Source organism: Paraburkholderia sp. EG286B (genome assembly GCF_040965655.1).
Taxonomy (GTDB): domain Bacteria; phylum Pseudomonadota; class Gammaproteobacteria; order Burkholderiales; family Burkholderiaceae; genus Paraburkholderia.
This window is the reverse complement of the sequence record NZ_JBFRCF010000005.1, coordinates 1-23,118: the sequence shown is the minus strand read 5'-3', so window position 1 is coordinate 23,118 and position 23,118 is coordinate 1. Positions and strand designations below refer to the sequence as shown.

The following is a 23,118-nucleotide window of genomic DNA, read 5'->3' as shown; positions in this document are numbered from 1 at the left end:
CGGAAATGGGAGGATCGGTTCGTCCAAATTGGTCAACGAGTGCCCTTCTCCAGGTCGCTCGCCCCCCGTGGCCTGGATCGAGCGGGTGTCCGGGGCCGGCAAAGCGCTTTATGGTGGAGATCCACTGGCTTTGTAGTCATTCAGCTGCTCCCATAGGCAGTTACCTTTGATCCAGGAACGGCACCATAGGCGGAGACCATTCAGGGATTTTTCTCGATGATTCAATGGCTTGATCCAATATCTAAAAGTCGATTCTCAAGAAGAGGGGGCTTAGGTAGTGGTCTATGGTGCCCGCAAAGCGTTGGTAGACGGGCTAGGTAACCAGGAATGGGGTTACGGAGGTTGGTGACCACTCACATGCGTTAAGGTCCCCGGTTTTGGGAGACGTCTTTCTCATCGAACGCGTGTTTCAGTGTTTACCTTTTACGCTTTAACAACTTTAGTAAACCTTTAGGCGCCGCAAACCGTTACCAGGCAAGGCTCTGCGGCCGATTTGGTGGCGCGTTATGGGATTTGCGGTCCCGGGTATGGGAGTTCCGGGTTGTGGATATGGGACTTCGGTAGCCGGGCATGGGGTTTACGGGTTGTGGATATGGGGGGAAGGTCGCCCGCTATGGGAAAAGGAGCGGTTTTGCCTTCAGGTCACGGTTTATGGGAGTCGGTGAAGGTCGCCGCTTATGGGATGAGGTGCCCTTCCCGACTGCGTTCAAGAGGTCTCCTTGCCTCAGCTCAGGTAACCGTTTTTGGGAATTCCCTTGGGTAACCGGATATGGTGGCCTGTCGGGAGAGGAATCCCGGTGCAATCGAGCGCCGAATTGGCTCCCCCGCATGAATCCTTGCACGCGGAGAAGCTCGCTGGAGCCAGGTAACAGCCTATGGGATGCGGTATAGGTCACCTGGTATGGGAGCAAGCGCTGATTCCCAGACCTCCGGCGCCGACTTTTGCCTCCGTATGGGTAGCCGTTTGTGGGAGCCGGTTCAGGTCGCCATTTATGGGCGTCATGAGCGTGTTGAGGCTTGGCTGACCCGCTTCGGGCGACAACCTGGATAGCAACGCGAAAATCCCATGGACGGCTACCTGTGGAGCCGACATTCACAGAGTGAGTACTCACATTTGACCTAAAGGTCACTGCCTATGGGATGGTTTTCAGGGCGCGGCGATGCAAAGGTCACCAGTTATGGGTTCATGTGCGGGGGTCTGTTCTGGGTGCCCAGGACGGGTTCCCGGTAGCTATCGAGGCACAGAATCGCCGCCTGTCAATGCTCTTCGCCCGTGGGTGTCGTGCCGCGTCACGATTGCGTTTGCGGCCTTGAGTCACCTGGTCGCTTGGTATACAGTTACCAACCGACCAGGTTCCCTTTTATCGTGGTTCATATGGCAAGAAAAAAGGCCGAAGCCGGCGACGCCGACAAACAAGGTGCACTCGTATTCCAGCAAGGCCAGCCGCCTGATCTGTTCCGCAAGGCCGTTCCGGCGATTCATATCGCACCGAAGTCCGGATCGATCAGCCTGCAGCAGCGCAAGATGTTCAGCTCGCTGATCAAGAACGCCATTCGCCAGGATTCCCTCGACCGCGGCCGCTCGTCGTTCGAGATCACGATCTCCGCCCTCTCCCAGGACGTCGATCTGAACAGTAACAACACCGAGTACGTCAAGGAAACGATCAACTCGCTCATCAGCACGGTCGTCAACTGGGACTACCTCACACAGGACAAACGCAGCATCTGGAAGGCCTCCGGTTTGCTCGCCGGCGCCGAACTCGAGCGATCGGTATTGCGCTACACCTTCTCCGAGCAGATTCGCGGCGAACTGCTCAATCCTGAAATCTACGCGATGATCGATATGCGCATCACGCGTCAGTTCAGGAAGGCGCATTCGCTCGCGCTGTGGGAGAACGTCGTTCGCTACGAGGCCGTGGGTGTGACGGCGCGCTTTCCGCTCGCGACGCTGCGCGACCTGATCCTTGGGCAGGATACTTCGGCGCAATCGTACAAGCTCTACAAGCAGTTCAAGAGCCGTGTACTGGTGCCCTGCATCAAGGAAGTCAACGAGATATCGGATCACAATTTCGAGCTCATCGAGCACAAGGTGGGACGCTCGGTCGTCGCCCTGCAGTTCCGCGTGACCCGCAAGCCGGAGACCGATCCGTCCCAGGAACTGCGGGCAAACGAAACGCTGCTGATCGGCGAGATGTCGAAGTTCAGCATCCCGGTTTCCGAGGCGCGGCGCCTGCTCAAGCAATACGGCGAGGACAAGATTCGCACAGCGGTGGCTTATACCGCGGCGCGGGTGGCGCAGAAAAACGCGGCGCCGCTCGCCAACGTGGCGGCGTATTTCCGCAAGGCGCTGACCGAGGGCTACGAGTTGCCCGGTGCGAATGCCGCCTCGCCCGCCGCCGACGCTGGCCGCGCGAGAGAAAGTCAGGATCAGGTGAAGGACCGCTATATCGCCGCGAAGATCAATGAGGCGCGCGCCTACTTCAACGAACTCGAGTACGACGATCAGACTGCGCTGATCAAGCGCTACAACGAGACGGTCGGCATGGACAAGCTCAAGGTGTCGACGGCGAAGGTGCCGAGCAAGATGGCGTCGACGAACTTCTTCCGTTGGGTGGTGCTGGACACCTGGGGCCAACCGACTGCTGCCGATCTGCTCGAATTCCTGTTGAGCGGACAACAGGCGCCCGCTGGGGGCGAAGGCCTGCAGGCTGCGGAAATCGATCTGGCGTTGAAAGCCCGGGACGAGTGAAAGCGATCGAAGAAACGGGACGGCGGCTTCGGCCGCCGTTTTTTTTTGTGCGATTCGCTGTGAGGACACACGGGCCGCGGGCAAGGAAATTTGGCTAAATATAACGACGTAGAAATCGTAGCTAAATATATATTCCGATTTTTCTGCTTGTTAGACAGGCTGGATTTCTTCGTGGTGGGCCCGGCTTCGACTGCTTGAGTGCTGCGGAGTGATATTCGTGATTCGTCTCGGCTCGCAGAGGCTGCTGATGCCGCTTGGTTACTTGGTGCTGTTCGCGTTGATCTCCACGTGGAGAGTCGCTGCTTTAAACAATCCAGAATGTACAGGTTCGCAGACGCATTCGTAGTGGACAGTATTCGCTTGCTGTCACAACCCAGCCGGCCATCCTTGATACAAGTTACTCACGCGCTAGTATTTTTCTCGAATGGCGATTGATGAATCTCCACGTGGAGATTCGCTGGATATCCGTACAGGCTGGATCGTTTCTGGCTCATCCACAGCGCACTCACAGCGAGGGGCAAATCGAGGTCAAGCCGATGACTCTCCACGTGGAGATTTGCTCAATGCCCCTCCGCCGGGAAATGCCGCTCCAGTGCTTCGTTCCAACTCAAACTTTTCCACTCCCCCCACCGTCACAAGCGCATTACACGGCTATGCAAAGATGCCGTGTCTAATTGATCTAATTGATCTACGAGCACGCGAGTTCCGTATGCTGCGATGGCAGCAGTCTGCGATCTCCACGTGGAGATCAGCTTCCACCATCGTTGAAATATCGCAATCCAGTCAATCCGCCCGCTCGCCAACCTTCTCCGGTGCGTCCAAACCTTATCCGTTCGGCCAATTGGTTGTGAACTGACAACGTCTGAGGCGGAAATCCTAGAATTTACTTTAAGTTGCCATTAGACTCTCGAATGACTTGCTGGAGTCTCCACGTGGAGAGTGCGCCTCGGAGGCTCGTCCGCTGTTGAACAATTGCATGGAGAAACGAATGGGTCTCGTGATAGCCGTAGCGAACCAAAAAGGTGGGGTTGGCAAAACCACCACCAGCATGAATCTGGCTGGGGCATTTCAGGCTGAAGGCTATAAGGTCTATGTCGCCGATGCCGATGGTCAGCAATCTTGCATGAGTTGGTGTGCGGCGGCAGGTCCCGAAACGCCTCTGCCGTTCCGCGTCGGCAGCATTCACAAGCTGGAGAAGATGATTGGGCCGGAGATCGCCGCGTTGGCGAACGACTACGACGTCGTCATCGTCGACTGCCCGCCCAATATCAACGATCTGACTACCGCGCGCGTTCTTGCCGTCGCCGACGCCACTGTCATTCCGACGGATGCATCGCCGATCGACATCTGGAGTAGCGAAGGGATGATGGAGTTGGTCGAGCGAACCCGCGTGGCCAACCCGGCCGGAAAATTCGCAATTTTGCTGAATAAATCTAATTCGAAGACGCTCCTGCACACGCAGATGAGCGCCATCCTTGCCGAGAGCAACGTCCGCGTATTTTCGGCAACCATCAAACAGCGAGAGCTCTATCGCCAGACGGCAGCGCTCGGCCGCACCGTCTTCGATGTGCGCGGCGTGCGCGGGACGAAAGTCGCGAAGGACGAGATCAGCGCCGTCTACAACGAGATCATCGCGCTGGTTCAGGATGAAGAAGAGGAGATGGTCGATGGCCGCTAAGCTGAATTTCACCAGCAAGGTCCGCGCAGGCATGGCTGCCGAGCGCGTTTCGGCTGGCGAGCGTCTCGCCGAAGCCGATGTCGTCAATATCGCGCAGCGCGACGCGGGCGCGTCCAACGTCGCGGACACCCCGGCCGACCAGCCTGCCGAAGTCATCGAGGCACCGCTTTCGCTGCATGCGGTCCGGAAGATTTCGGTCGAAGATGTCGTCTCCAATCCCTACAATCCGCGCGCGTTCTATAGCGCGGAGACGATCGACGAGCTGGCCGAAAGCTTTGCCACGCAAGGGCAGATCACGCCGATCCTGGTCACGAGACTCGCAGCGTTTCCCGGCCAATATGTGATCGTCGACGGCGAGCGGCGTATTCGCGCTGCGCGTTCGCGCGGCGACAAGTTCATCGACGCCGATGTCCGCGAGGGTCTCGACAACCAGAACCTGTACCTGCGCGCCTATCACGCCAACAAGGAGCGCGAGGAGCAGACGGTATTCGACGATGCGCTCGCGTGGAAGAAACTGCTCGACGATCGTGTCTACGTCGACCAGATCGAGTTGGGAGTGGCCGTAGGCGAAGATCCGAAGCACATCAGCAAGGTGATTGCGCTCACGTCGCTGCCGCCTTATCTGCTGCAGAGAATGGCGCAGAATCGCAAGGACGTCGGACTCGGACACGCCTACAACATCAAGCTGATCTTCGACCGTGCGGGCGCAACGGTCGCCGAGCATTGGCTTCAGCAGGTGGTCGAAGGGAAGGCGAGCGTGCGCAAGCTCGAGGCGGCGGCCTCGGCGGAAGCGGGGGCGCGCAGCGTCGGGCCGCGCCGTACGCACTACCAGTCCCGTGTCCAGTTCAACCGACCGGATGGCGTCGCGCTAGGCGAACTGAAGCTGTTCGGCGACGGGCGCGCGGAGTTGAGCCTGAAGGGCATCGCGCCTTCCGATCAGCAACGTCTGGCCGAGCGCGTCAAAGCGGTCATCGAGCAATGGGCTTCGGAAATGGATACAACCGGGACGACGACCTGAGCATCGCGACCATCGGCTAACGGCAGCAGGGGAGGGCATCGTCAGACGCCCTTTTTCGTTGTAGCGGTGAGGTGAGCCGTACGCGAGCCACCACCGGGGTCGAATCCGTGAAACAGAAGAGAAAAAATGCGGAATCAGGCATACTGATTTAAAATCAAAGGGTTAGACAGAGTTTTCTAGAATGTTTCACGAAACATGTTAGCTGAGACAGGCTTAAATTGCGCTTTTTGGATTTTCCGTCGTGGCGATATCCGCGCCAGGCGAAAAACGTAGCAAACAAGACGTAATTTGTAGTGCATTACAATCCACAAGATTGTGAGCGATTGACAACGCCCGCCCCCCAGGTCATGCTTGGTGAGATGAACTGCCGCCTTTTCACGATTGCGCTGATTATTAGCACCATTCAACGAATGGTGGGTTAGCGTACGTCTGGCAGCAGTGACAACAACCCGCCCCACGAGGCGGGGTTTTTTGTTTCCGCCTCCTGGCCAAAACGAAAGTGAGTACAGGAGCCGTCATGCAGGTGCATCAAATCCGCCCCACCGCCGAAGCAAACGAAGCCACCGAAGTCGCCGAAGCCACTGATTCCGCTCAGCCTCGTCGCGACGAAAACGACTATCTCCGCAAGATTCTCACGGCGCGTGTCTACGACGCCGCCCGCGAGACCGAACTCGAGCGCGCCCCGAACCTCTCGGCGCGTCTGCGCAACGCCGTGTTCCTCAAGCGCGAGGACAACCAGCCGGTGTTCTCCTTCAAGCTGCGCGGCGCCTACAACAAGATGGCGCATCTCTCGCCCGCGCAGCTCGAGCGCGGCGTGATCACCGCCTCCGCGGGCAATCACGCGCAGGGCGTGGCGCTGTCGGCGGCGAAGCTCGGCGTGAAGGCCGTGATCTGCGTGCCGGTGACCACGCCGCAGGTGAAGGTCGATGCCGTGCGCGCCCACGGCGGCGCGACCGTCGAGGTCGTGCAGGCCGGCGAGTCGTACAGCGACGCCTACGCCCATGCCGTGCGCCTGCAGGAAGAACGCGGCCTGACCTTCGTGCATCCGTTCGACGATCCCCACGTGATCGCCGGCCAGGGCACCGTGGCGATGGAAGTGCTGAGCCAGCATCAGGCCCCGATTCATGCGATCTTCGTGCCGATCGGCGGCGGCGGGCTGGCTGCGGGTGTGGCGGCCTACGTGAAGGCCGTGCGTCCGGAGATCAAGGTGATCGGCGTGCAGACCGACGATTCCTGCGCAATGGCGCAGTCGATCCAGGCCGGCAGGCGCGTGGAGCTCACCGAAGTCGGCCTGTTCTCGGACGGCACGGCCGTCAAACTGGTGGGCGAGGAAACCTTCCGCCTTTGCCAGCAGTATCTCGACGAAGTGCTCACGGTCGATACGGACGCGCTTTGCGCCGCGATCAAGGACGTCTTCCAGGACACGCGCAGCGTGCTCGAACCCGCAGGCGCACTGGCCGTGGCGGGCGCGAAGCAGTATGCGGAGCGCGAGGGCATTGAAGGCCAGACGCTGGTGGCGATCACCTCGGGCGCGAACATGAACTTCGACCGCATGCGCTTCGTGGCCGAACGTGCCGAGGTGGGCGAGGCGCGCGAAGCGGTGTTCGCCGTGACGATCCCCGAGGAACGCGGCAGCTTCAAGCGCTTCTGCGAACTGGTCGGCACGCGCAGCGTGACCGAGTTCAACTACCGCATCGACGACGCCGAGCGCGCGCACATCTTCGTGGGCGTGCAGATCCGCAACCGCGGCGAGTCGCAGCAGATCGCGAAGACCTTCGTCGATCACGGCTTTCCGAGCGTCGATCTCACGGGCGACGAGCTGTCGAAGCAGCACATCCGCTACATGGTGGGCGGTCGCTCGCCGCTCGCGCACGACGAACGTCTGTTCCGCTTCGAGTTTCCGGAACGGCCGGGCGCGCTCATGCGCTTTCTCTCGTCGATGGCGCCGAACTGGAACATCAGCCTGTTCCACTACCGCAACCAGGGCGCCGACTACAGCTCGATTCTGGTGGGCATCCAGGTGCCCGCCGCCGAAGATGCCGAGTTCCGCCGCTTTCTCGCCACGCTCGGCTATCCGCACTGGGAAGAGACGAGCAATCCGGCGTACCGGTTGTTCCTGCAATGAAAATAGTCAGTCGTCCCACCAATCGGGACGCCTGCATCTGAAGCGCATAAAGCGCAGTAAGAGTGCAGGAAAACACCAGGCCCCGCAGCAGTGCGCGTCAGTATACTGAGCCACTGCTGCCGGGCGTGGTCGCCTCGGGAAGAATGGGCGCCGTGCGTCGGATTCACCTGGAGGAAGACAAACATGTTGCGCATCGCTCTTGGCTGTCTGATGGCTCTTTCCACGATCGTCGCCGGCGCGCTGCCCGGCGTGGCGCACGCGGACGCGGCGCATCCCGTCGTCGCGCTGCTGCCCGGCGTCACCGATCCCTTCTACTTCACGATGCATCGCGGCGCCGAGCGCGCGGCGAAGGAAGAAAACATCCAGTTGCTGTTCCAGGTTCCGAAGGCCTGGAACACCACGGAACAGGTGCCGATCCTCAAGGCGTTCATCGCCAAGCATCCCGACGTGCTGCTCGTTTCGCCCGTCGACAAGCAGCAGCTCATCGGCCCGCTCAAGGAAGCCGCCGACGCCGGCATCAAGGTCATCACCGTCGACACCTATATCGGCGACGGCCATTATCAAACCGGCAAGGGCGACGCCGACTTCCCGCTCTCCTATGTCGCTTCGGACAACCTGGAAGGCGGCCACGTGGCGGCGCGCGCGCTCGCGAAGGCGATCGGCGACAAGGGCACTGTCTATTGCGAGAACAACAAGCCGGGCATTTCCAGCACCGACGCACGCGCGCAAGGTTTCATGGAAGAGATGAAGAAGCACCCCAACATCAAGGTGCTGGAGACCCAGTACAACGAGGACGACGCCAATCGCGCCGCCTCGCACGTGGCGGCGGTGCTTGCGCGCAATCCCGACCTCGCGGGCGTCTTCGGCGCCAACACGTTTTCGGGCGCAGGCGCGGCGCAAGGCGTGAAGAACGCGGGCAAGCAGGGCGTGGTGAAGGTCGTCGTGTTCGACGCCGTGCCGGGCATCGACGAGCAGATCAGAAGCGGTCTCGTCGATATCGCCATTGCGCAGCTTCCCGACGAGATGGGCTATGACGCCGTGAAGTTCGCCGCCGACGCCATCCACGGCAAGAAGATTCCCACCTACAAGGGCACGGGCTTCGTGGTGCTGGACAAGTCGAACATCGACAAGCCGGAGATGAAGCAGTACATCTATTCGAACTAAGCCACGCGCACAGAGCCACATGAACGACAAACGACTCGACAGGCTCGCGCTCGTCAGCAAGGTCTGGCCGTGGCTCTTTCTCGGCACGCTGCTCGTTTTCTTCGAGGCGTGGGCGCGCATCTCGGCGCATCGGTCATTCGTGTTCAACGCGTACAACCTGCAGTCGATCGGGCTTGCGGCGAGCGCGCCGCTGTTGCTGGCCATCGGTCAGACCTTCGTGATCATCACCGCAGGCATCGATCTTTCGGTGGGTTTCGTGATGGGGCTCGCGGCGGTGTGCGTCGCGCAGTTCACGATTCCCGGCGGCGCATCGCCGTGGATCCTGCTGCTGTCGATTCCGCTCACGGTGCTCGTATGCCTGATTCCAGGCTTCGTGAACGGCGTGTTGATCGCGCGCCTCGGTGTGCCCGCTTTCATCGGTACGCTCGGCATGTACGGCGTCGCGCGCGGCGTGGGCTTTCTCGCTGCAGGCAGCGGCATGACCGTCTCCGTCAACAATCCCGGGCTCGCATGGCTCGGTGGCGGCTGGACGCCCGTGATCCTCACGGCGGTGCTGCTCGTCGTCATGCACTTCGTGCTCTCGCAAACACGCTTCGGCCAGTACACCTATGCGATAGGCGGCAATCCGCAGTCGGCGGTGCGCGCGGGCATCAACGTGCGCCGTCATCTGTTCGCGATCTATCTGATTGCGGCGGCGTTCGCGGCCGTGGGCGGCATCGTTTACACGGCGCGCTTCGCCGCGGGCGCGGCCAACGCGGGCGAACCCATGCTGCTCGATTCGATCGCGGCGGTCGTGATCGGCGGCGCGAGTCTCTTTGGCGGCACCGGCAATGTCATCGGCACGCTGATCGGCGCGCTCATCATCGCCGTGATCGAATTCGGGCTCGTGTTCATCGACGTCAACGCGTTCTGGCAATTCATCGTGGTCGGCATCGTCATCATTCTTTCGGTGCTGATCGACGAGTACAAGGATCGGCTCGGAGGCGCGCAATGAGCGGCGCGAGCGGCACGCCGATTCTGGAGGCGCGCGACGTCTCGATCCGCTTTGGCGGCGTGGAGGCGCTCAAGCGCGTGTCGTTGCGGCTGATGCCTGGCGAAGTGCTGGCGCTCGCGGGCGACAACGGCGCGGGCAAGTCCACGCTCATCAAGATCCTCTCGGGCGTGTATCGCGCCGATGCGGGCGATCTGCATTTCGAAGGCCGTCCGCTCCAGCTGCGCGATCCGCAGGATGCGCGCTCGCAGGGCATCGAAACGATCTATCAGGATCTCGCCCTCGCCGACAATCTCGACGTGGGCAGCAACATCTTCCTCGGCCGCGAGCCCGTGCGACGGCTGTTAGGCTTCCAGGTGATCGACCGGCCGCAGATGGCGCGGGTGGCGCGCGAAGTGCTCGAGCGGCTCGATATCGTGATTCCACCGCGAAAACTCACGGGCCCCGTGAAAATGCTCTCGGGCGGCCAGCGCCAGGCCATTGCGATAGGCCGCGCGATTTACTGGAACGCGCGCGTGCTCATCATGGACGAGCCCACCGCGGCGCTCGGTGTGCCCGAGCAACGCAAGGTGATGGAGTTGATCCGCGGGCTCAAGGCGCAGGGCGTGGCCGTGATTCTCATCTCGCACAACCTGCACGATATTTTCGCCGTGGCGGAGCGCATCGTCGTGCTGCGGCGCGGCGAAGTGGCGGGCGAGCGGCGCGTGGTCGACACCGACGGCGACGAAATCGTGCGGCTGATGGTAGGCGACACGTATTCGAACGGCGCGCACTGAAACCTGGCGTGGTGCATTCGCCTGCGCGGTGCGGGCATTCGATGGACAATGTCGGCTCGAACCCTCACCGCATGCCTGCTTCCACCATGAACTACCTCGATCCCGCCGATATCACGAGCTGGCACGCCCACGTCTATTTCGACGCGGCGACGCGCGACGCCGCATGGACCTTGCGCGAGGCGATCGATGCCCGCTTCGGCGAGATCGTGCAGATCGGGCGCTTTCACGAGCGCCCGGTCGGGCCGCATCCGATGTGGTCGTATCAGCTCGCCATTGCGCGCGAGCATTTCACGACGGTCGTCGAATGGCTCACGCTCAATCACGGCGCACTCGACGTGTTCGTGCATCCGAACACCACCGATGCCCTGCGCGATCATCGCGACGCCGCCGTGTGGATCGGCCATTCGCACACGCTCAATCTCGGCGCGCTCGGCGGCTGATCGCTCCGTGGATTGCGTCGGCCCGTAGCCTGCGGCACGGCGCAATCCTCGACATGCCCGCGGGCCTCAGTGCCCGAACGACTCCGTCTTTGCCGCCGACGATCCGCTCGCCTGCGGCCGCGCGGCCTGCTTGATGAGCAGTGCCGCGCCGGCAATCAGACCGGCGACGGCGACCGTCGCGAAGATGCCTGCAAACGTGAAGTGCCGGCGCGCGAGTTCGGCGACGAGGAACGAACCCGCAATGCCGCCGAAGCGCCCGATGCCGAGCATCCAGGCCACGCCGGTGCCGCGCCCCTGGGTAGGATAGAACGCGGCGGCGAGCGCGGGCATCGACGATTGCGCTGTGTTCATCAGCACGCCGGCCACGAACACCACGAGCACGAGCAGGGCCACGTTGCCCGCCGCCTGGCCGATGAGCCACACCGAAAGCGCGGTGAGCACGTAGCACGCGGCGATGATGCGGTTCGCGTTGAAGCGGTCCATGAGCATGCCGCTCAGTACCGCGCCCACGCCGCCGAGCGGGAAGAGCGCCGAAATCAGCGTGGCGCTCGAAGCCGTGAGGCCGGAGTCCTTGAGCAGGAGCGGCATCCAGTTGATCGACGCGTAGAAAATCACGAGCCCCATGAAATACGCGACCCACAGCATCACCGAGCCGACGAGGTATATCGGCGAAAGCACGACGCCGAGACCCTTGCCTTGCGTCTGCGGGGCGTGCTCCGTCATCGTGAACGCCTGCGCCTTGGCGGCGTCGGGCGAGATGCGGGCAAGCGCGGCGCGAATCCGCTCGACGGGCCGCTGGTTCGCCACCATGTAGCGCACCGATTCCGGCATGCGCAGGAAGAGCGGCACGGCGAGCACGAGCGGCGTCACCCCGCCGAGCATGAGCACGCTGCGCCAGCCGAAGTGCGGAATCATCCACGCCGCGAGAAAGCCGCCGCAGGCCGCGCCGAGCGGAAAGCCGCAGAACATCAGATTGATCACGGTGGCGCGGTTCCGGTCGGGGCAGAACTCGCCCATCATCGTGACCGCGTTCGGCATGGCGGCGCCGAGACCCACGCCCGTAATGAAGCGCAGCCACGTGAGCTCGCCGATGCTGGTGGAGAACGCCGAAACGAGGCAGGTCACGCCGAACAGCAGCACCGAGCCGACCAGCAGGGAGCGGCGCCCGAGGCGGTCGGAGAGCGGTCCGGACGCGAGTGCGCCGCAAGCGAGGCCGAAGAGCGCCGCACTCAGCACGGGCGCGAGCGCGGGCTTGGGGATGCCCCATTCGCCGAGCAGCGAAGGCGCGATGAAGCCGATCGCGGCGGTGTCGAAACCGTCGAGCAGGACGATCACGAAGCACATCGCGAAAATGAACCACTGGAACGGCGAAAACGGATGTTCGTTGATGAAGCTCTGGACGTCGACGGCACGCGGCTGGTCCATGGTTTTGTCTCCTGTCGACTGAGGTTGTCGTTGTGTCGGCCCGCCGTGGCGAGCTGCTTTTTCTGGTTTGCCTTACAACCCGGAATAGTAACCGCAGCGCGGCGTTTGCTGGAGATCATCATCGGGCGTGGCAGGCGGCCGTCTGCTAGCCTGAATGCAGCACGGCGAGCACGCGCGTGCTGCAGCGTGTCGCGTTGCGCGACAAGGAGTGCCAGATGAAGCCTTTCTTCGCCCACGCGGCCATGCCGTGCCTCATGGCAAGCGCGATGCTGGCAGGTGCGCCCAGCCAGGTTTTTGCCCAGCTCGCGCCGAATGACGACCTGCGTACGCCGCAAAATAGCCTCGCGCTCATGCCGGGCGCCCAGCCCGGCAGCGAATACCCGACCCATGGCAATCGCCAGGCCGGCGAGATGCCGGTCGGTCCCACCGATCCGCGCGGGCAACTCGCGAACGGCCACCCGAACAACGCCGAGGCGGGTGGCTACGGCGCGCCGTTGGCGGGCGTGCGCTCAGGCGGGCAAAGCGGCACGGGCATGTAAGCGACGGGCCGCTTCAGGTCCGCTCGGGTTGCCAGGCAAGCTGGGCTTCGAGCGTTTCGCCGGGCGCGAGCACGGTGCCGCCCACGTCGATGCGCTGCACGGTGCCTTCGTGACGCAGATTGAGCCAGTCCGTCGTGTTGCTGACGGGTTCCGCGCAGAAGTAGGGCAGGCCCGGCGGGCAGAAGACCACGAAGAAGTCGAGTGGCGTGCTCGCGCGCAGCGCGAGGCGACGGCCTTCGTGCGGCCACTCGATGACCGCTTCGCGGCGCCAGCCGGAGAAGTTGTTGTCGAGATCGAAGTCGTCGACGATCAGGCCGGCCTGCAGGGCGTCGACGGCCGGGTGGGCGCTGAGCGAGACGGGCAGGACTTCCGTGTCGATCTCCCACATGGCGCGCACGCGTGCGGCGATGCGAGTGCCGGGCGGGCGCGGATAGTACGGGTGATGGCCCAGGCCGAACGGCATGGGTCGCGCGGCGAGGTTGCGCGCCCACAGGCGCACCGTGAGGCCGCTGGCGTCGAGCGTGAGGTGCTGGCGCGCCTCGTAGCGAAACGGCCAGCCTGTGCCGGTGTGTGAATCGGCCTTGCGCGATCCGTGGGATCCGTGCGCCTGATGTGGCTCGTTCGGCTCGTGCAGGAAGTGCAGCGTGAGCGCGTCGGCCGTTTGCGCCTCGACCGTCCAGGGGCGCCGCCATGCGTGGCCATGCAGCGCGTGGCGCAGCGCGCCGGTGCCGCTCGGCAAGTCGATCATTTCGCCTTCGAAGCGGAATCGCCCGTCGCGGATGCGGTTGCAGTACGGCATCAGCGGAAAGCTCGCCATGCCGAGCGGATCGCGCGCGTCGATGGCGGCGCGCGTGGCGGGGCGCAGCCAGTGTGACGCCGGGGCCATCCCGGCTGCGTCGTAGAACGCGGCGATCGAGCCGCCGACGTGCGGCGCGACGAGCGCGCGCGCATCGCCGTGGGCGAGCGTGACGAGCTGGCCGTCGTCGAGCGCGGCGGCGTCGAAGGCGATCTCCGGGGGCGGCGAGGGTGTCGGTCGGGCAGTCAAATGAGCGTTCTCCAATGCATCGCTTTATTACTAATAAAAGATAATATAGGTGCTGAAATCGCTGATGATGACGCCAAAAAATGGTGACATACGCCAATTGATGGCCCAAATTATTAGTGCTACGCTTCGGGCCAACAGCGCGGCCCCGAGCGCGCGCCGCCGCGCCGCGCAGCCCTCCCGCAGTCCCCTCAAATCCGATGAAAAAATCGACGCAACGCCGCCCGACCATGACCGACATCGCGAAGGCCGCAGGCGTGTCGCAATCGACGGTTTCTCTCGTGCTCAACGGCGCGGTCGGCGCCAAGCTTTCCGAAGCGACGCGCCTGAAGGTGCACGAAGTCGCGCAGTCGCTTGGCTACCAGTTGCCGATCCGCGCGGTGCAGACGCCCGCCCCCGCAGGCGAGCGCAATCTCATCGTCTATCTCGCCGACGAAGTCTCGACGAGTCCGCACCCGGTCGTGAGCATCGACGGCGCGCGCGACGCCGCCTGGAACAACGGCTGTCTGCTCGCGGTGTTCTCGACACACGGCAACGCGCAGATGGAGCAGCAGGTGCTGCAGACGCTCGCCATGCCGAACGTGCTCGGCGTGATCTACGCGACCGTGTATACGCGCAAGGTCACGGTGCCGCCCGCGCTGCTGAAGGTGCCGGCTGTGCTGCTCAACTGCTACGCGTCCGATCACGCGCTCTCTTCGGTCGTGCCGGCCGAAGTGGCGGGCGGCCATACGGCCACCGAATATCTGATCGAAGCGGGGCACCGGCGCATCGGGTTCATCAACGGCGAAACGTGGCAGGACGCCGCGAAAGACCGCCTGAAGGGCTATCGCCAGGCACTCGCGACCGCGGACCTGCTGTTCGACGAGCGCCTCGTGCGTGACGGCGACTGGAGTTCGGGCAAGGGTTTCGAACTCACGCTCTCGCTCATGCGCGAGCCGAATCCGCCCACCGCGATCTTCTGCGCCAACGATCTGACGGCGATCGGCGCGATCGAAGCGCTCAAACAACTCGGGCTGCGCGTGCCCGAAGACGTTTCGGTGATGGGCTACGACGACCAGGAAATCGCGCGCCACACCCATCCGCCGCTCACCACCGTCGTGCTGCCCAACTACGAGCTTGGGCGCTGGGCCGTCGAGACGCTGCTGCAGGAAGAGCAGAACCGCAGCGCCGGCGCGCCGGTGCGCCACCGCACCGTCAAGCTCGACGGACCGCTCATCGAGCGGACCTCGGTGTGCGCGCCAGACCCCGCCTCCCCCGTGAATACCCTCATTAATATCTCCGAAAATTGACTGGTAATATTAGCTGAAGCAGTGACCGTAATAATTCGGCGTCGAGCGTCGTGCGCGGTGCCGATGAAACAAGAAAGACAAATAAAAGCCGCGGTGGGGCCGCAGGCCTGCGCCGTTCGTGTCATCACAGCTTTGCATGGGACCGCACCCGGCGCTCAAGCGCAACGAGCGGTCGACAGGAGACAGCCATGCGTCATCAACGAATCCAGTCCGCCCTCATCGCCGCCGGTTTTTGCTTCGCGAGCGCGTTCGCCGTGAGCGCTCACGCGCAGTCCAATGCCGGCGCGCAGAAAGTCCAGTCGAATTCCAGCGAGAGCTGCACGAATGCCAAGCCGGGCGGCAAGAAGCTGAGCGACATGGTGGTGGGCTTCTCGCAGTCGGAGAATGAACAGAACCCGTTCCGGGCGACCGAAACCGCCCCCGTTCGCGCAGCGGCGAAGGAAGCGGGCGTGAAGCGCCTGCTCTACACGAACGCGAACGCCAACCAGGCCAAGCAGGTCGCCGACATCGAAAGCATGATCAACCAGGGCGCCGAGGCGCTCATCATTGCGCCCAACGACTCCACGGGCCTGCAGCCCGCGCTCGCCCAGGCCCGCGCGAAGGGCATTCCCGTCGTGACGATCGACCGGCAGACGGCGGGTACGGTGTGCGACGACTTCATCACGTTCCTCGGCTCCGACTTCTACCAGCAGGGCGAGCGCGCGGCGAAGGCGCTGGCCGACGCCACGGGCGGCCACGCGATCATCGCCGAGATCCAGGGCGGCTACGGCAACACGGTGGAAAGCCAGCGCACGGACGGCTTTGCGAACGGCCTCAAGCCCTATCCCGGCATGAAGATCATCGCGGCGCAAACCGCGAACTGGTCGACGACCGAAGCGCAGAAGGTGATGGAGCAGATCCTGCTCGCGCACCCGGACGTCAACGCCGTCTACACCCACGCCGACACGATGACGGTCGGCGCGATCAAGGCGCTGCGCCAGGCCGGCAAGCTCAACGGCGTGAAGATCGTTTCGATCGACGGCACGAAGGAGATCGTCACGGATATCTCGAACGGCATCGTCGCCGCCGACGTCGAAACCAACCCGCGCTTCGGTCCGCTCGCCTTCAAGTCGCTGGAAGACTATCTCGCGGGCAAGCCGGTGCCGCAAAAGCAGATCATGGACGACGCGCTGTTCGACCGGAACAACGCGCAGCCGTCGCTCGCGCAGGGCAAGGTCTACTGAGCCGCGTCCGCACGATGACGACGAGCGCTCCCGCCGATCGCACCGGTCGCCCCGGTTCCGCCACGGCCGCGCCGCGCGCCGTGCTCGAAACGCACGGCGTGTCGAAGACCTTCGGCGTGGTGCGCGCGCTGCGCGACGTCTCGCTCACGCTGCGCGCGGGCGAGGTGCACGGCCTCGTGGGCGAGAACGGCGCGGGCAAGTCCACGCTGATCAAGGTCCTCACCGGTTTTCATCAGCCCGACTCGGGCGCGCTCACGCTCGACGGCGCGGACGTCGCGTTCGACAGTCCGCGCGCGGCGCAGGGCGCGGGCGTGTGCGCCGTGTATCAGGAGATCAACCTGATCCCGGAGCGCAGCGTCGCCGACAACATCTTTCTGTGCCATGAGCCGAAACGCTTCGGCATCCTGATCGACCGGAAGCGCATGCTCGAGCGCGCCGCCGACATCGTGCAGCGCTACCGGCTCGCGGTCGATCCGGCCGCGCGTCTGGGTTCGCTCGGGCTCGGTGCGCAGCAGATGGTGGCGATCGCGCGCGGCGTTTCGCTGGGCGCGCGCGTGCTGATCCTCGACGAGCCGACTTCGGCCCTGAGCGGCGCGGAAGTGGACGTGCTATTCGAAGTCGTCGATCGCCTGCGTGCCGAGGGCATCGCGCTGCTGTTCGTGAGCCACCGGCTTTCCGAATGCTACCGGCTGTGCGATCGCTTCACGGTGATGCGCGACGGCGCAGTGGTCCGCACGGGTACGCCCGCAGAACTGCCGCGCGCGGCATTGATCGCGGCCATGCTGGGCCGCGAGAGCGCGGGCGAGCACGCGTGGGCCGAACGCTCGGGCAGCGCCGATGCGGACGCCGACGGCACGCCTGCGCTCGCCGTCGACCATTTGCAGTGGGGCAACCGCGTGCGCGACGTGTCGCTGCGCGTGGCCCGCAAGGAGATCGTCGGCCTGGCTGGCCTGCTCGGTTCCGGCCGCACGGAAACATTCAAGACGATCTTCGGCGCGCAGAAGGCCGATGGCGGCGCGGTCGATATCGCGGGCCGCGCGCTCGTGCATGCAAACCCGGCGCGCTCGATCGGACGCGGCCTCGCCTTCCTGTCCGAAGACCGCCGAGCGGAAGGCATCTTTCCGCGTCTCTCGGTGCGCGAGAACATCGTCGCGAGCCTGCTGCCGCGCATTTCGCGCTTCGGCTTAATCTCGCGTGCGAAGGAAGCGCAAGTGGTGCGGGAGTCGATCGAGCGGCTTGGCATCAAGACGGCGGGCCCCGGCGCACTCATCACGACGCTTTCGGGCGGCAATCAGCAAAAGGCGCTGATCGCGCGCTGCCTTTCGACACGCCCGACGGTGCTGCTGCTCGACGATCCCACGCGCGGCATCGACGTCGGCGCGAAGGAGGAGGTGCATCGCGTCGTGCAGGAGCTTGCGCAGGAAGGGCTCGCGGTGGTGGTCACATCCTCGGAGATGGAAGAGCTGCTTGCACTGACCGACCGCCTCGTCGTGCTCAACGAAGGCGCGACCGAGGGTGGCATCCCGACCGCCGGCGCGCATCCCGACGACGTGCTCGCCGTGCTGGCCGGTGCCGGATCCGGCGACAGCGCCGACCACGGCGGCGGCACCGCGTGAGCACCCCCGCGCCAAACCCGCCACAATCCACGACAACCGTTCCGATGGCGACCAACCTTGAATCGAACGAGGCAAGCTTGAGCCCCTCGAATCCTTCGAATTCCTCGAACCGTTCCGTCTCGCCCGCGTCCGGCGCGGCGGCGCGTGCGCAGACCTGGCGTACCGTGCTGCGCGAGCACAGCGTGTACTTCGCGCTCGCCGCGCTCGTAGCGTTCAACCTCGCCGTCACGCCCGGCTTCTCGAATCCCTTCGCGGCGCGCAGCCTGCTGTTCGAGGCGGCGCCGATCGTGTTGATCGCGCTGGGCCAGAATCTCGCGATCGCGACGCGCGGCATCGATCTCTCCGTAGGATCGGTGATGGCGCTCGCCAGCGCGTCGATTGCCGTGCTCCTGCCGTATGGCGTGGGCCCGGCGCTCGTGGGCGCAGTCGCGGTGGGCGCCGTCGCCGGCTTGTGCAACGGGTTCCTCGTGGCGCTGCTCGCCGTCGATCCGCTGATCTCGAGCCTCGCCTTGCTGGTCGCCGCGCGCGGGCTCGCGCAGGCGCTACTGGGCGGCTCGCGCGTGAATCTTCCCGACACGCCCGCGTTCGATCTGCTCGGCGCCGGCGCGCTCGGCCCGCTGCCCATCGTCATGCTGATCGCGCTCGGGCTCGCGGTGCTGGTGGCGTTCGTGGTGCGGCGCACGACCTTCGGGCGCTATGCGATTCTCGTGGGCGCGAGCCGCGGCGCCGCGTTTCTCGCGGGCATTCCGGTGCGGCGCACGCTCTTTCTGGTCTATGCAGTGAGCGGCACGCTTGCCGGACTCGCCGGCGTGTTCGCGTCGTCGCGGCTTGGCGCGGCGGATCCCAACTATGTCGGTGTGAACTTCGAACTCGATGCGATTGCCGCCTCGGTCATCGGGGGCACGCCGCTTTCGGGCGGGCGCATCTCGATTGTCGGTGCGGTGTTCGGCGTGCTGCTGCTACAGGTGCTCGACGCGAGCTTCATCATGAACAACATCAGCTTTACCTACGCGCAGATTCTCAAGGCGGTGTTCATCGTCGTCGCGCTGTATCTGCAACGCTCGGGGGGCTGACGCGATGCAAAAGGCCCAACCAGTGGACGCTCAAACCGCCGCCGCGCCCGGTGCCAGTCGGCGCGCGCAGGTGATCGCACTCGTGCAGTCGCGCGGGGCGATCGCGATGCTCGTGGTCGTCGCGCTCGTGGCCGGGATGGTGTTTCCCGACTTCCTGCGCCCCGCGAACCTCGCGGACATCGCCTCGAACGGCGCGTTTCTCGGGCTCGTCGCCGTGGGGCAGAGCATCGTCATCATCCTGGGCGGCTTCGATCTCTCGGTCGGGTCGATGGTCGGACTCGGCACCGTGCTGGCCGCCTATGCCGCGCCCTACGGATGGGGCGCCGCGATGCTCGCGCCCGTGGCGGCGGGTTTCGTCGTCGGTCTGGTGAACGGCGTGCTGATCGCCCGTGCGCGCATGGCGCCGTTCATCGTCACGCTCGCGGCGCTGCTCGGGCTCAAGGGGCTCGCGCTCGTGCTCGCGAGCCAGGATCTGCTGATCGCCAATCCAGGGTTCTTCGCGCGTATCGCCAATGGCTCGGTGTTTGGCGTCAACAATCTCATCTGGGTGCTGGTGGTCGTCTATGCGCTCGGCGGCGCGCTGCTCAATCACACGCGCTTTGGCGCGGCGATCTTCGCGATCGGCGGCAACGAAGAGGCGGCGCGCATGCTGGGCGTGCGCGTGGAGCGCGTGAAGATACTCGCCTATGGATTGTCGGGTGCCCTCGCCGGGCTCTCGGGGGCGCTGCTGGCGTCGCACCTGGACTCGGGGTTGTCGGGGGCGGGGACCGGCTACGAACTGCAGTCGATTGCCGCGGCCGTGATCGGCGGCGTGCTGCTCACGGGCGGCGTGGGAACGATGGCCGGACCGTTGGCCGGCGTGCTGCTGCTCGGTGTCATCGACAATGTGATCAATCAGGTCGGCACGCTGAGCCCGTACTATCAGAACCTGGCGAGCGGCGCATTCCTGCTCGCTGCGGTAATCGTGCAGACTGTCCTCACCGGCCGCCGGCATGGCGCCACGCGGGCTTCGGCGGGCGCGACGCGGCGGCGTGCGGCCGCGGGCTCTTAGCGGTCTCGAGCTGCGCGGTTGCGAACGCGCTTGGCTGATGGCGTGCCTATTGACGCGAAACGATCAGCTTCACGCGCGTCGAGCCATCGGTCTGCGCGGTGATCTCGGTGCGGCTGCCGCGCTGCCCCAGATAGAAGTGCTGGCGGCCGGGCGAGTTCACGTCGTGCGTTGCGTCGGGCAGGCACGAGGCAATGTCGGCGCCTACCCCTTCGAGCGCGTTCGTCCCCGATCCTGCGTCGCGCGCGCTCCAGACGCACTGAAAACTCCCGCCGCTCGTTTCGCACTGCGCGTCATCGCCATAGGGTTGCGCGACGGCGCGTCCGTCGTCAGGACTCAATGACGCGAAACCCTGCGGCGGCGCCGCGACGATGCGCTTCAACGCTGCGCAGGGGCTTGCGCTGTCGTCCGCATGCGCGGCCAGGGGGATGCCTGGTATGACAATCGCCGAGCAAAGCGCGAGGATCCGGGTGATCGGTGGGTTCATGGCGTTCCGCTGCGTGAGAGCAGCGCCTCATCGTGGCAGGTGAGGGCAGCGCTGCAAGCGGCGTGCCGGGAATAGCCCTTGCAGGGTCGCGTCGGACTACGCATCACGAGGAGAACGCCATGAGGGAGCCGTTCGATCGCATGATGAAAGCGGGCGCATTGCTGGCTGGTCTGAGCTTCGCGATGGCGAGCAGCGGCGAATCGCGCAACGAGCAGGAACATGCCTGCCGCGGCGATGCGTTCCGCTTCTGCGCGAGAGCGATTCCGAACAAGAAAAAGATCGAGGCGTGCATGAAGCAGCACTACGATGAGCTATCGCCGCCGTGCAAGGCGCTGTTCGACCCGCCGACGACGGACGATCCGAAGTCATGAGCGCGAATGCCGCTCAGTGAAAAGAGGCGCGTTGCGCCTCTTTTCAATTGAGACGATGGAAAAGGGCTTGCGGACTCGCGATCGGGGCGCTAAGATTCGCCCCCTTCGCAGTTCGATGTCTCAGACGTCAGGGCAGCGAGGGCCGCCGCGGAAACCGGCGGACGCGGGAGTCGGCAGCTTTTTCAAGCGGTGAGCGAAAAAAAAGGGGTTGACGAAGCGAAAAGGATTCTTCATAATTTCGTTTCTCTGCTGCTGACGCAGCAACGCAGAAAGAAGCCGGTAGTTGAGCAGTTTTAACGGCGCTTTCGCGATCGATCTTTAAAAATTTACAGCCGATAAGTGTGGGCGCTTGATGCGGTGGCGACCTGATGCCGTTCTTCGGAGCGGAATCAGGAGCAGCAAAAGTATCAAGAGTCTCACACTAAAGTAAGTCAGGTTTTTGAAGCAATTCAAATTCCTGTCAGCTTTGAGTGAGCGACCGGTCTCGAGAGAGACCGAAAACAGTAACAGGTATTGAACTGAAGAGTTTGATCCTGGCTCAGATTGAACGCTGGCGGCATGCCTTACACATGCAAGTCGAACGGCAGCGCGGGAGCAATCCTGGCGGCGAGTGGCGAACGGGTGAGTAATACATCGGAACATGTCCAGTAGTGGGGGATAGCCCGGCGAAAGCCGGATTAATACCGCATACGATCTTTGGATGAAAGCGGGGGATCGCAAGACCTCGCGCTATTGGGGTGGCCGATGGCGGATTAGCTGGTTGGTGGGGTAAAGGCCTACCAAGGCGACGATCCGTAGCTGGTCTGAGAGGACGACCAGCCACACTGGGACTGAGACACGGCCCAGACTCCTACGGGAGGCAGCAGTGGGGAATTTTGGACAATGGGCGAAAGCCTGATCCAGCAATGCCGCGTGTGTGAAGAAGGCCTTCGGGTTGTAAAGCACTTTTGTCCGGAAAGAAATCCTGGTGGCTAATATCCGCCGGGGATGACGGTACCGGAAGAATAAGCACCGGCTAACTACGTGCCAGCAGCCGCGGTAATACGTAGGGTGCGAGCGTTAATCGGAATTACTGGGCGTAAAGCGTGCGCAGGCGGTGATGTAAGACCGATGTGAAATCCCCGGGCTTAACCTGGGAACTGCATTGGTGACTGCATCGCTGGAGTATGGCAGAGGGGGGTAGAATTCCACGTGTAGCAGTGAAATGCGTAGAGATGTGGAGGAATACCGATGGCGAAGGCAGCCCCCTGGGCCAATACTGACGCTCATGCACGAAAGCGTGGGGAGCAAACAGGATTAGATACCCTGGTAGTCCACGCCCTAAACGATGTCAACTGGTTGTCGGGCCTTCATTGGCTTGGTAACGTAGCTAACGCGTGAAGTTGACCGCCTGGGGAGTACGGTCGCAAGATTAAAACTCAAAGGAATTGACGGGGACCCGCACAAGCGGTGGATGATGTGGATTAATTCGATGCAACGCGAAAAACCTTACCTACCCTTGACATGTACGGAACCCTGCCGAGAGGCGGGGGTGCCCGAAAGGGAGCCGTAACACAGGTGCTGCATGGCTGTCGTCAGCTCGTGTCGTGAGATGTTGGGTTAAGTCCCGCAACGAGCGCAACCCTTGTCCCTAGTTGCTACGCAAGAGCACTCCAGGGAGACTGCCGGTGACAAACCGGAGGAAGGTGGGGATGACGTCAAGTCCTCATGGCCCTTATGGGTAGGGCTTCACACGTCATACAATGGTCGGAACAGAGGGTTGCCAAGCCGCGAGGTGGAGCCAATCCCAGAAAACCGATCGTAGTCCGGATCGCAGTCTGCAACTCGACTGCGTGAAGCTGGAATCGCTAGTAATCGCGGATCAGCATGCCGCGGTGAATACGTTCCCGGGTCTTGTACACACCGCCCGTCACACCATGGGAGTGGGTTTTGCCAGAAGTGGCTAGTCTAACCGCAAGGAGGACGGTCACCACGGCAGGATTCATGACTGGGGTGAAGTCGTAACAAGGTAGCCGTATCGGAAGGTGCGGCTGGATCACCTCCTTTCCAGAGCTCATCGCTCAC

At 63.5% G+C, this 23,118-nt stretch carries 18 protein-coding genes and 1 rRNA gene; 16 read left to right on the top strand and 3 right to left on the bottom strand.

The features are described 5' to 3' along the window. The first annotated feature begins 1,375 nt into the window (after nucleotides 1–1,375). From AB4Y42_RS11625 to AB4Y42_RS11590, 8 genes are all read left to right on the top strand, one after another. Entirely contained in the window at nucleotides 1,376–2,749 is a 1,374-nt protein-coding gene (locus AB4Y42_RS11625) for a replication initiation protein (RefSeq protein ID WP_368688749.1), read from the top strand. Nucleotides 2,750–3,737: 988 nt separating this feature from the next. Next, the gene (gene parA, locus AB4Y42_RS11620) at nucleotides 3,738–4,427 is read left to right on the top strand and encodes a ParA family partition ATPase (RefSeq protein WP_342924965.1); all 690 of its coding nucleotides are present in this window, start codon (nucleotides 3,738–3,740) and stop codon (nucleotides 4,425–4,427) included. Continuing rightward, complete coding sequence (locus AB4Y42_RS11615) at nucleotides 4,417–5,445, top strand: ParB/RepB/Spo0J family partition protein (protein WP_368694230.1); 1,029 nt, start codon at nucleotides 4,417–4,419, stop codon at nucleotides 5,443–5,445. Before parA ends, AB4Y42_RS11615 begins: the two co-directional genes overlap by 11 nt. A gap of 517 nt (nucleotides 5,446–5,962) precedes the next feature. Continuing rightward, nucleotides 5,963–7,570, top strand: a complete 1,608-nt coding sequence (ilvA, locus tag AB4Y42_RS11610; RefSeq protein WP_368694229.1) for a threonine ammonia-lyase, biosynthetic — start codon at nucleotides 5,963–5,965, stop codon at nucleotides 7,568–7,570. Between the two features lie 183 nt (nucleotides 7,571–7,753). After that, nucleotides 7,754–8,734 carry an ABC transporter substrate-binding protein gene (locus tag AB4Y42_RS11605; protein WP_205965728.1) on the top strand — a complete coding sequence of 327 codons (981 nt, stop codon included), beginning with the start codon at nucleotides 7,754–7,756 and terminating at the stop codon, nucleotides 8,732–8,734. A gap of 19 nt (nucleotides 8,735–8,753) precedes the next feature. Next, the gene (locus AB4Y42_RS11600) at nucleotides 8,754–9,728 is read left to right on the top strand and encodes a ribose ABC transporter (RefSeq protein ID WP_368694228.1); all 975 of its coding nucleotides are present in this window, start codon (nucleotides 8,754–8,756) and stop codon (nucleotides 9,726–9,728) included. After that, a complete protein-coding gene (locus AB4Y42_RS11595) occupies nucleotides 9,725–10,501 on the top strand; it encodes an ATP-binding cassette domain-containing protein (RefSeq protein WP_368688745.1) in 777 nt (258 codons plus the stop codon). The genes AB4Y42_RS11600 and AB4Y42_RS11595 overlap by 4 nt, the downstream gene beginning before the upstream one ends. An 86-nt stretch (nucleotides 10,502–10,587) precedes the next feature. Next, complete coding sequence (locus tag AB4Y42_RS11590; RefSeq protein ID WP_368689069.1) at nucleotides 10,588–10,941, top strand: DOPA 4,5-dioxygenase family protein; 354 nt, start codon at nucleotides 10,588–10,590, stop codon at nucleotides 10,939–10,941. A 66-nt stretch (nucleotides 10,942–11,007) separates the two neighbouring features. Here AB4Y42_RS11590 and AB4Y42_RS11585 read toward each other — a convergent pair whose 3' ends face one another. Then, complete coding sequence (locus AB4Y42_RS11585; RefSeq protein WP_368694227.1) at nucleotides 11,008–12,366, bottom strand: MFS transporter; 1,359 nt, start codon at nucleotides 12,364–12,366, stop codon at nucleotides 11,008–11,010. Nucleotides 12,367–12,620: 254 nt separating this feature from the next. Here AB4Y42_RS11585 and AB4Y42_RS11580 point away from each other — a divergent pair, with 254 nt between their 5' ends. Continuing rightward, nucleotides 12,621–12,905: a hypothetical protein gene (locus AB4Y42_RS11580; protein WP_368689068.1), complete on the top strand. Its 285-nt coding sequence runs from the start codon at nucleotides 12,621–12,623 to the stop codon at nucleotides 12,903–12,905. A gap of 13 nt (nucleotides 12,906–12,918) precedes the next feature. Here AB4Y42_RS11580 and AB4Y42_RS11575 read toward each other — a convergent pair whose 3' ends face one another. Next, nucleotides 12,919–13,950, bottom strand: coding sequence for an aldose 1-epimerase (locus AB4Y42_RS11575; protein WP_368694226.1), 1,032 nt, complete (start codon nucleotides 13,948–13,950; stop codon nucleotides 12,919–12,921). A 197-nt stretch (nucleotides 13,951–14,147) separates the two neighbouring features. Here AB4Y42_RS11575 and AB4Y42_RS11570 point away from each other — a divergent pair, with 197 nt between their 5' ends. The 5 genes from AB4Y42_RS11570 (at nucleotide 14,148) to AB4Y42_RS11550 (ending at nucleotide 20,199) form a co-directional block, all read left to right on the top strand. Continuing rightward, nucleotides 14,148–15,236, top strand: coding sequence for a LacI family DNA-binding transcriptional regulator (locus AB4Y42_RS11570; RefSeq protein ID WP_266233769.1), 1,089 nt, complete (start codon nucleotides 14,148–14,150; stop codon nucleotides 15,234–15,236). A 188-nt stretch (nucleotides 15,237–15,424) separates the two neighbouring features. Beyond that, a complete protein-coding gene (locus AB4Y42_RS11565) occupies nucleotides 15,425–16,459 on the top strand; it encodes an ABC transporter substrate-binding protein (protein ID WP_368694225.1) in 1,035 nt (344 codons plus the stop codon). Between the two features lie 14 nt (nucleotides 16,460–16,473). Beyond that, on the top strand, nucleotides 16,474–18,075 hold the full coding sequence (locus AB4Y42_RS11560) for a sugar ABC transporter ATP-binding protein (RefSeq protein WP_368694224.1): 1,602 nt from the start codon (nucleotides 16,474–16,476) through the stop codon (nucleotides 18,073–18,075). A gap of 77 nt (nucleotides 18,076–18,152) precedes the next feature. Then, nucleotides 18,153–19,148 (top strand): ABC transporter permease, encoded by a 996-nt coding sequence (locus tag AB4Y42_RS11555; RefSeq protein ID WP_368694223.1) that lies wholly within the window; start codon nucleotides 18,153–18,155, stop codon nucleotides 19,146–19,148. A gap of 22 nt (nucleotides 19,149–19,170) precedes the next feature. Further along, nucleotides 19,171–20,199, top strand: a complete 1,029-nt coding sequence (locus AB4Y42_RS11550) for an ABC transporter permease (protein WP_368688739.1) — start codon at nucleotides 19,171–19,173, stop codon at nucleotides 20,197–20,199. 46 nt (nucleotides 20,200–20,245) lie between these two features. On the opposite strand, the gene AB4Y42_RS11545 is transcribed toward AB4Y42_RS11550, so the two are convergent. Continuing rightward, nucleotides 20,246–20,683: a hypothetical protein gene (locus AB4Y42_RS11545; protein WP_368694222.1), complete on the bottom strand. Its 438-nt coding sequence runs from the start codon at nucleotides 20,681–20,683 to the stop codon at nucleotides 20,246–20,248. A 140-nt stretch (nucleotides 20,684–20,823) separates the two neighbouring features. Here AB4Y42_RS11545 and AB4Y42_RS11540 point away from each other — a divergent pair, with 140 nt between their 5' ends. Both AB4Y42_RS11540 and AB4Y42_RS11535 read left to right on the top strand, forming a co-directional pair. Further along, entirely contained in the window at nucleotides 20,824–21,054 is a 231-nt protein-coding gene (locus AB4Y42_RS11540; protein ID WP_368694523.1) for a hypothetical protein, read from the top strand. Between the two features lie 515 nt (nucleotides 21,055–21,569). Further along, nucleotides 21,570–23,100, top strand: a 16S ribosomal RNA gene (locus AB4Y42_RS11535). Nucleotides 23,101–23,118: the final 18 nt, after the last annotated feature.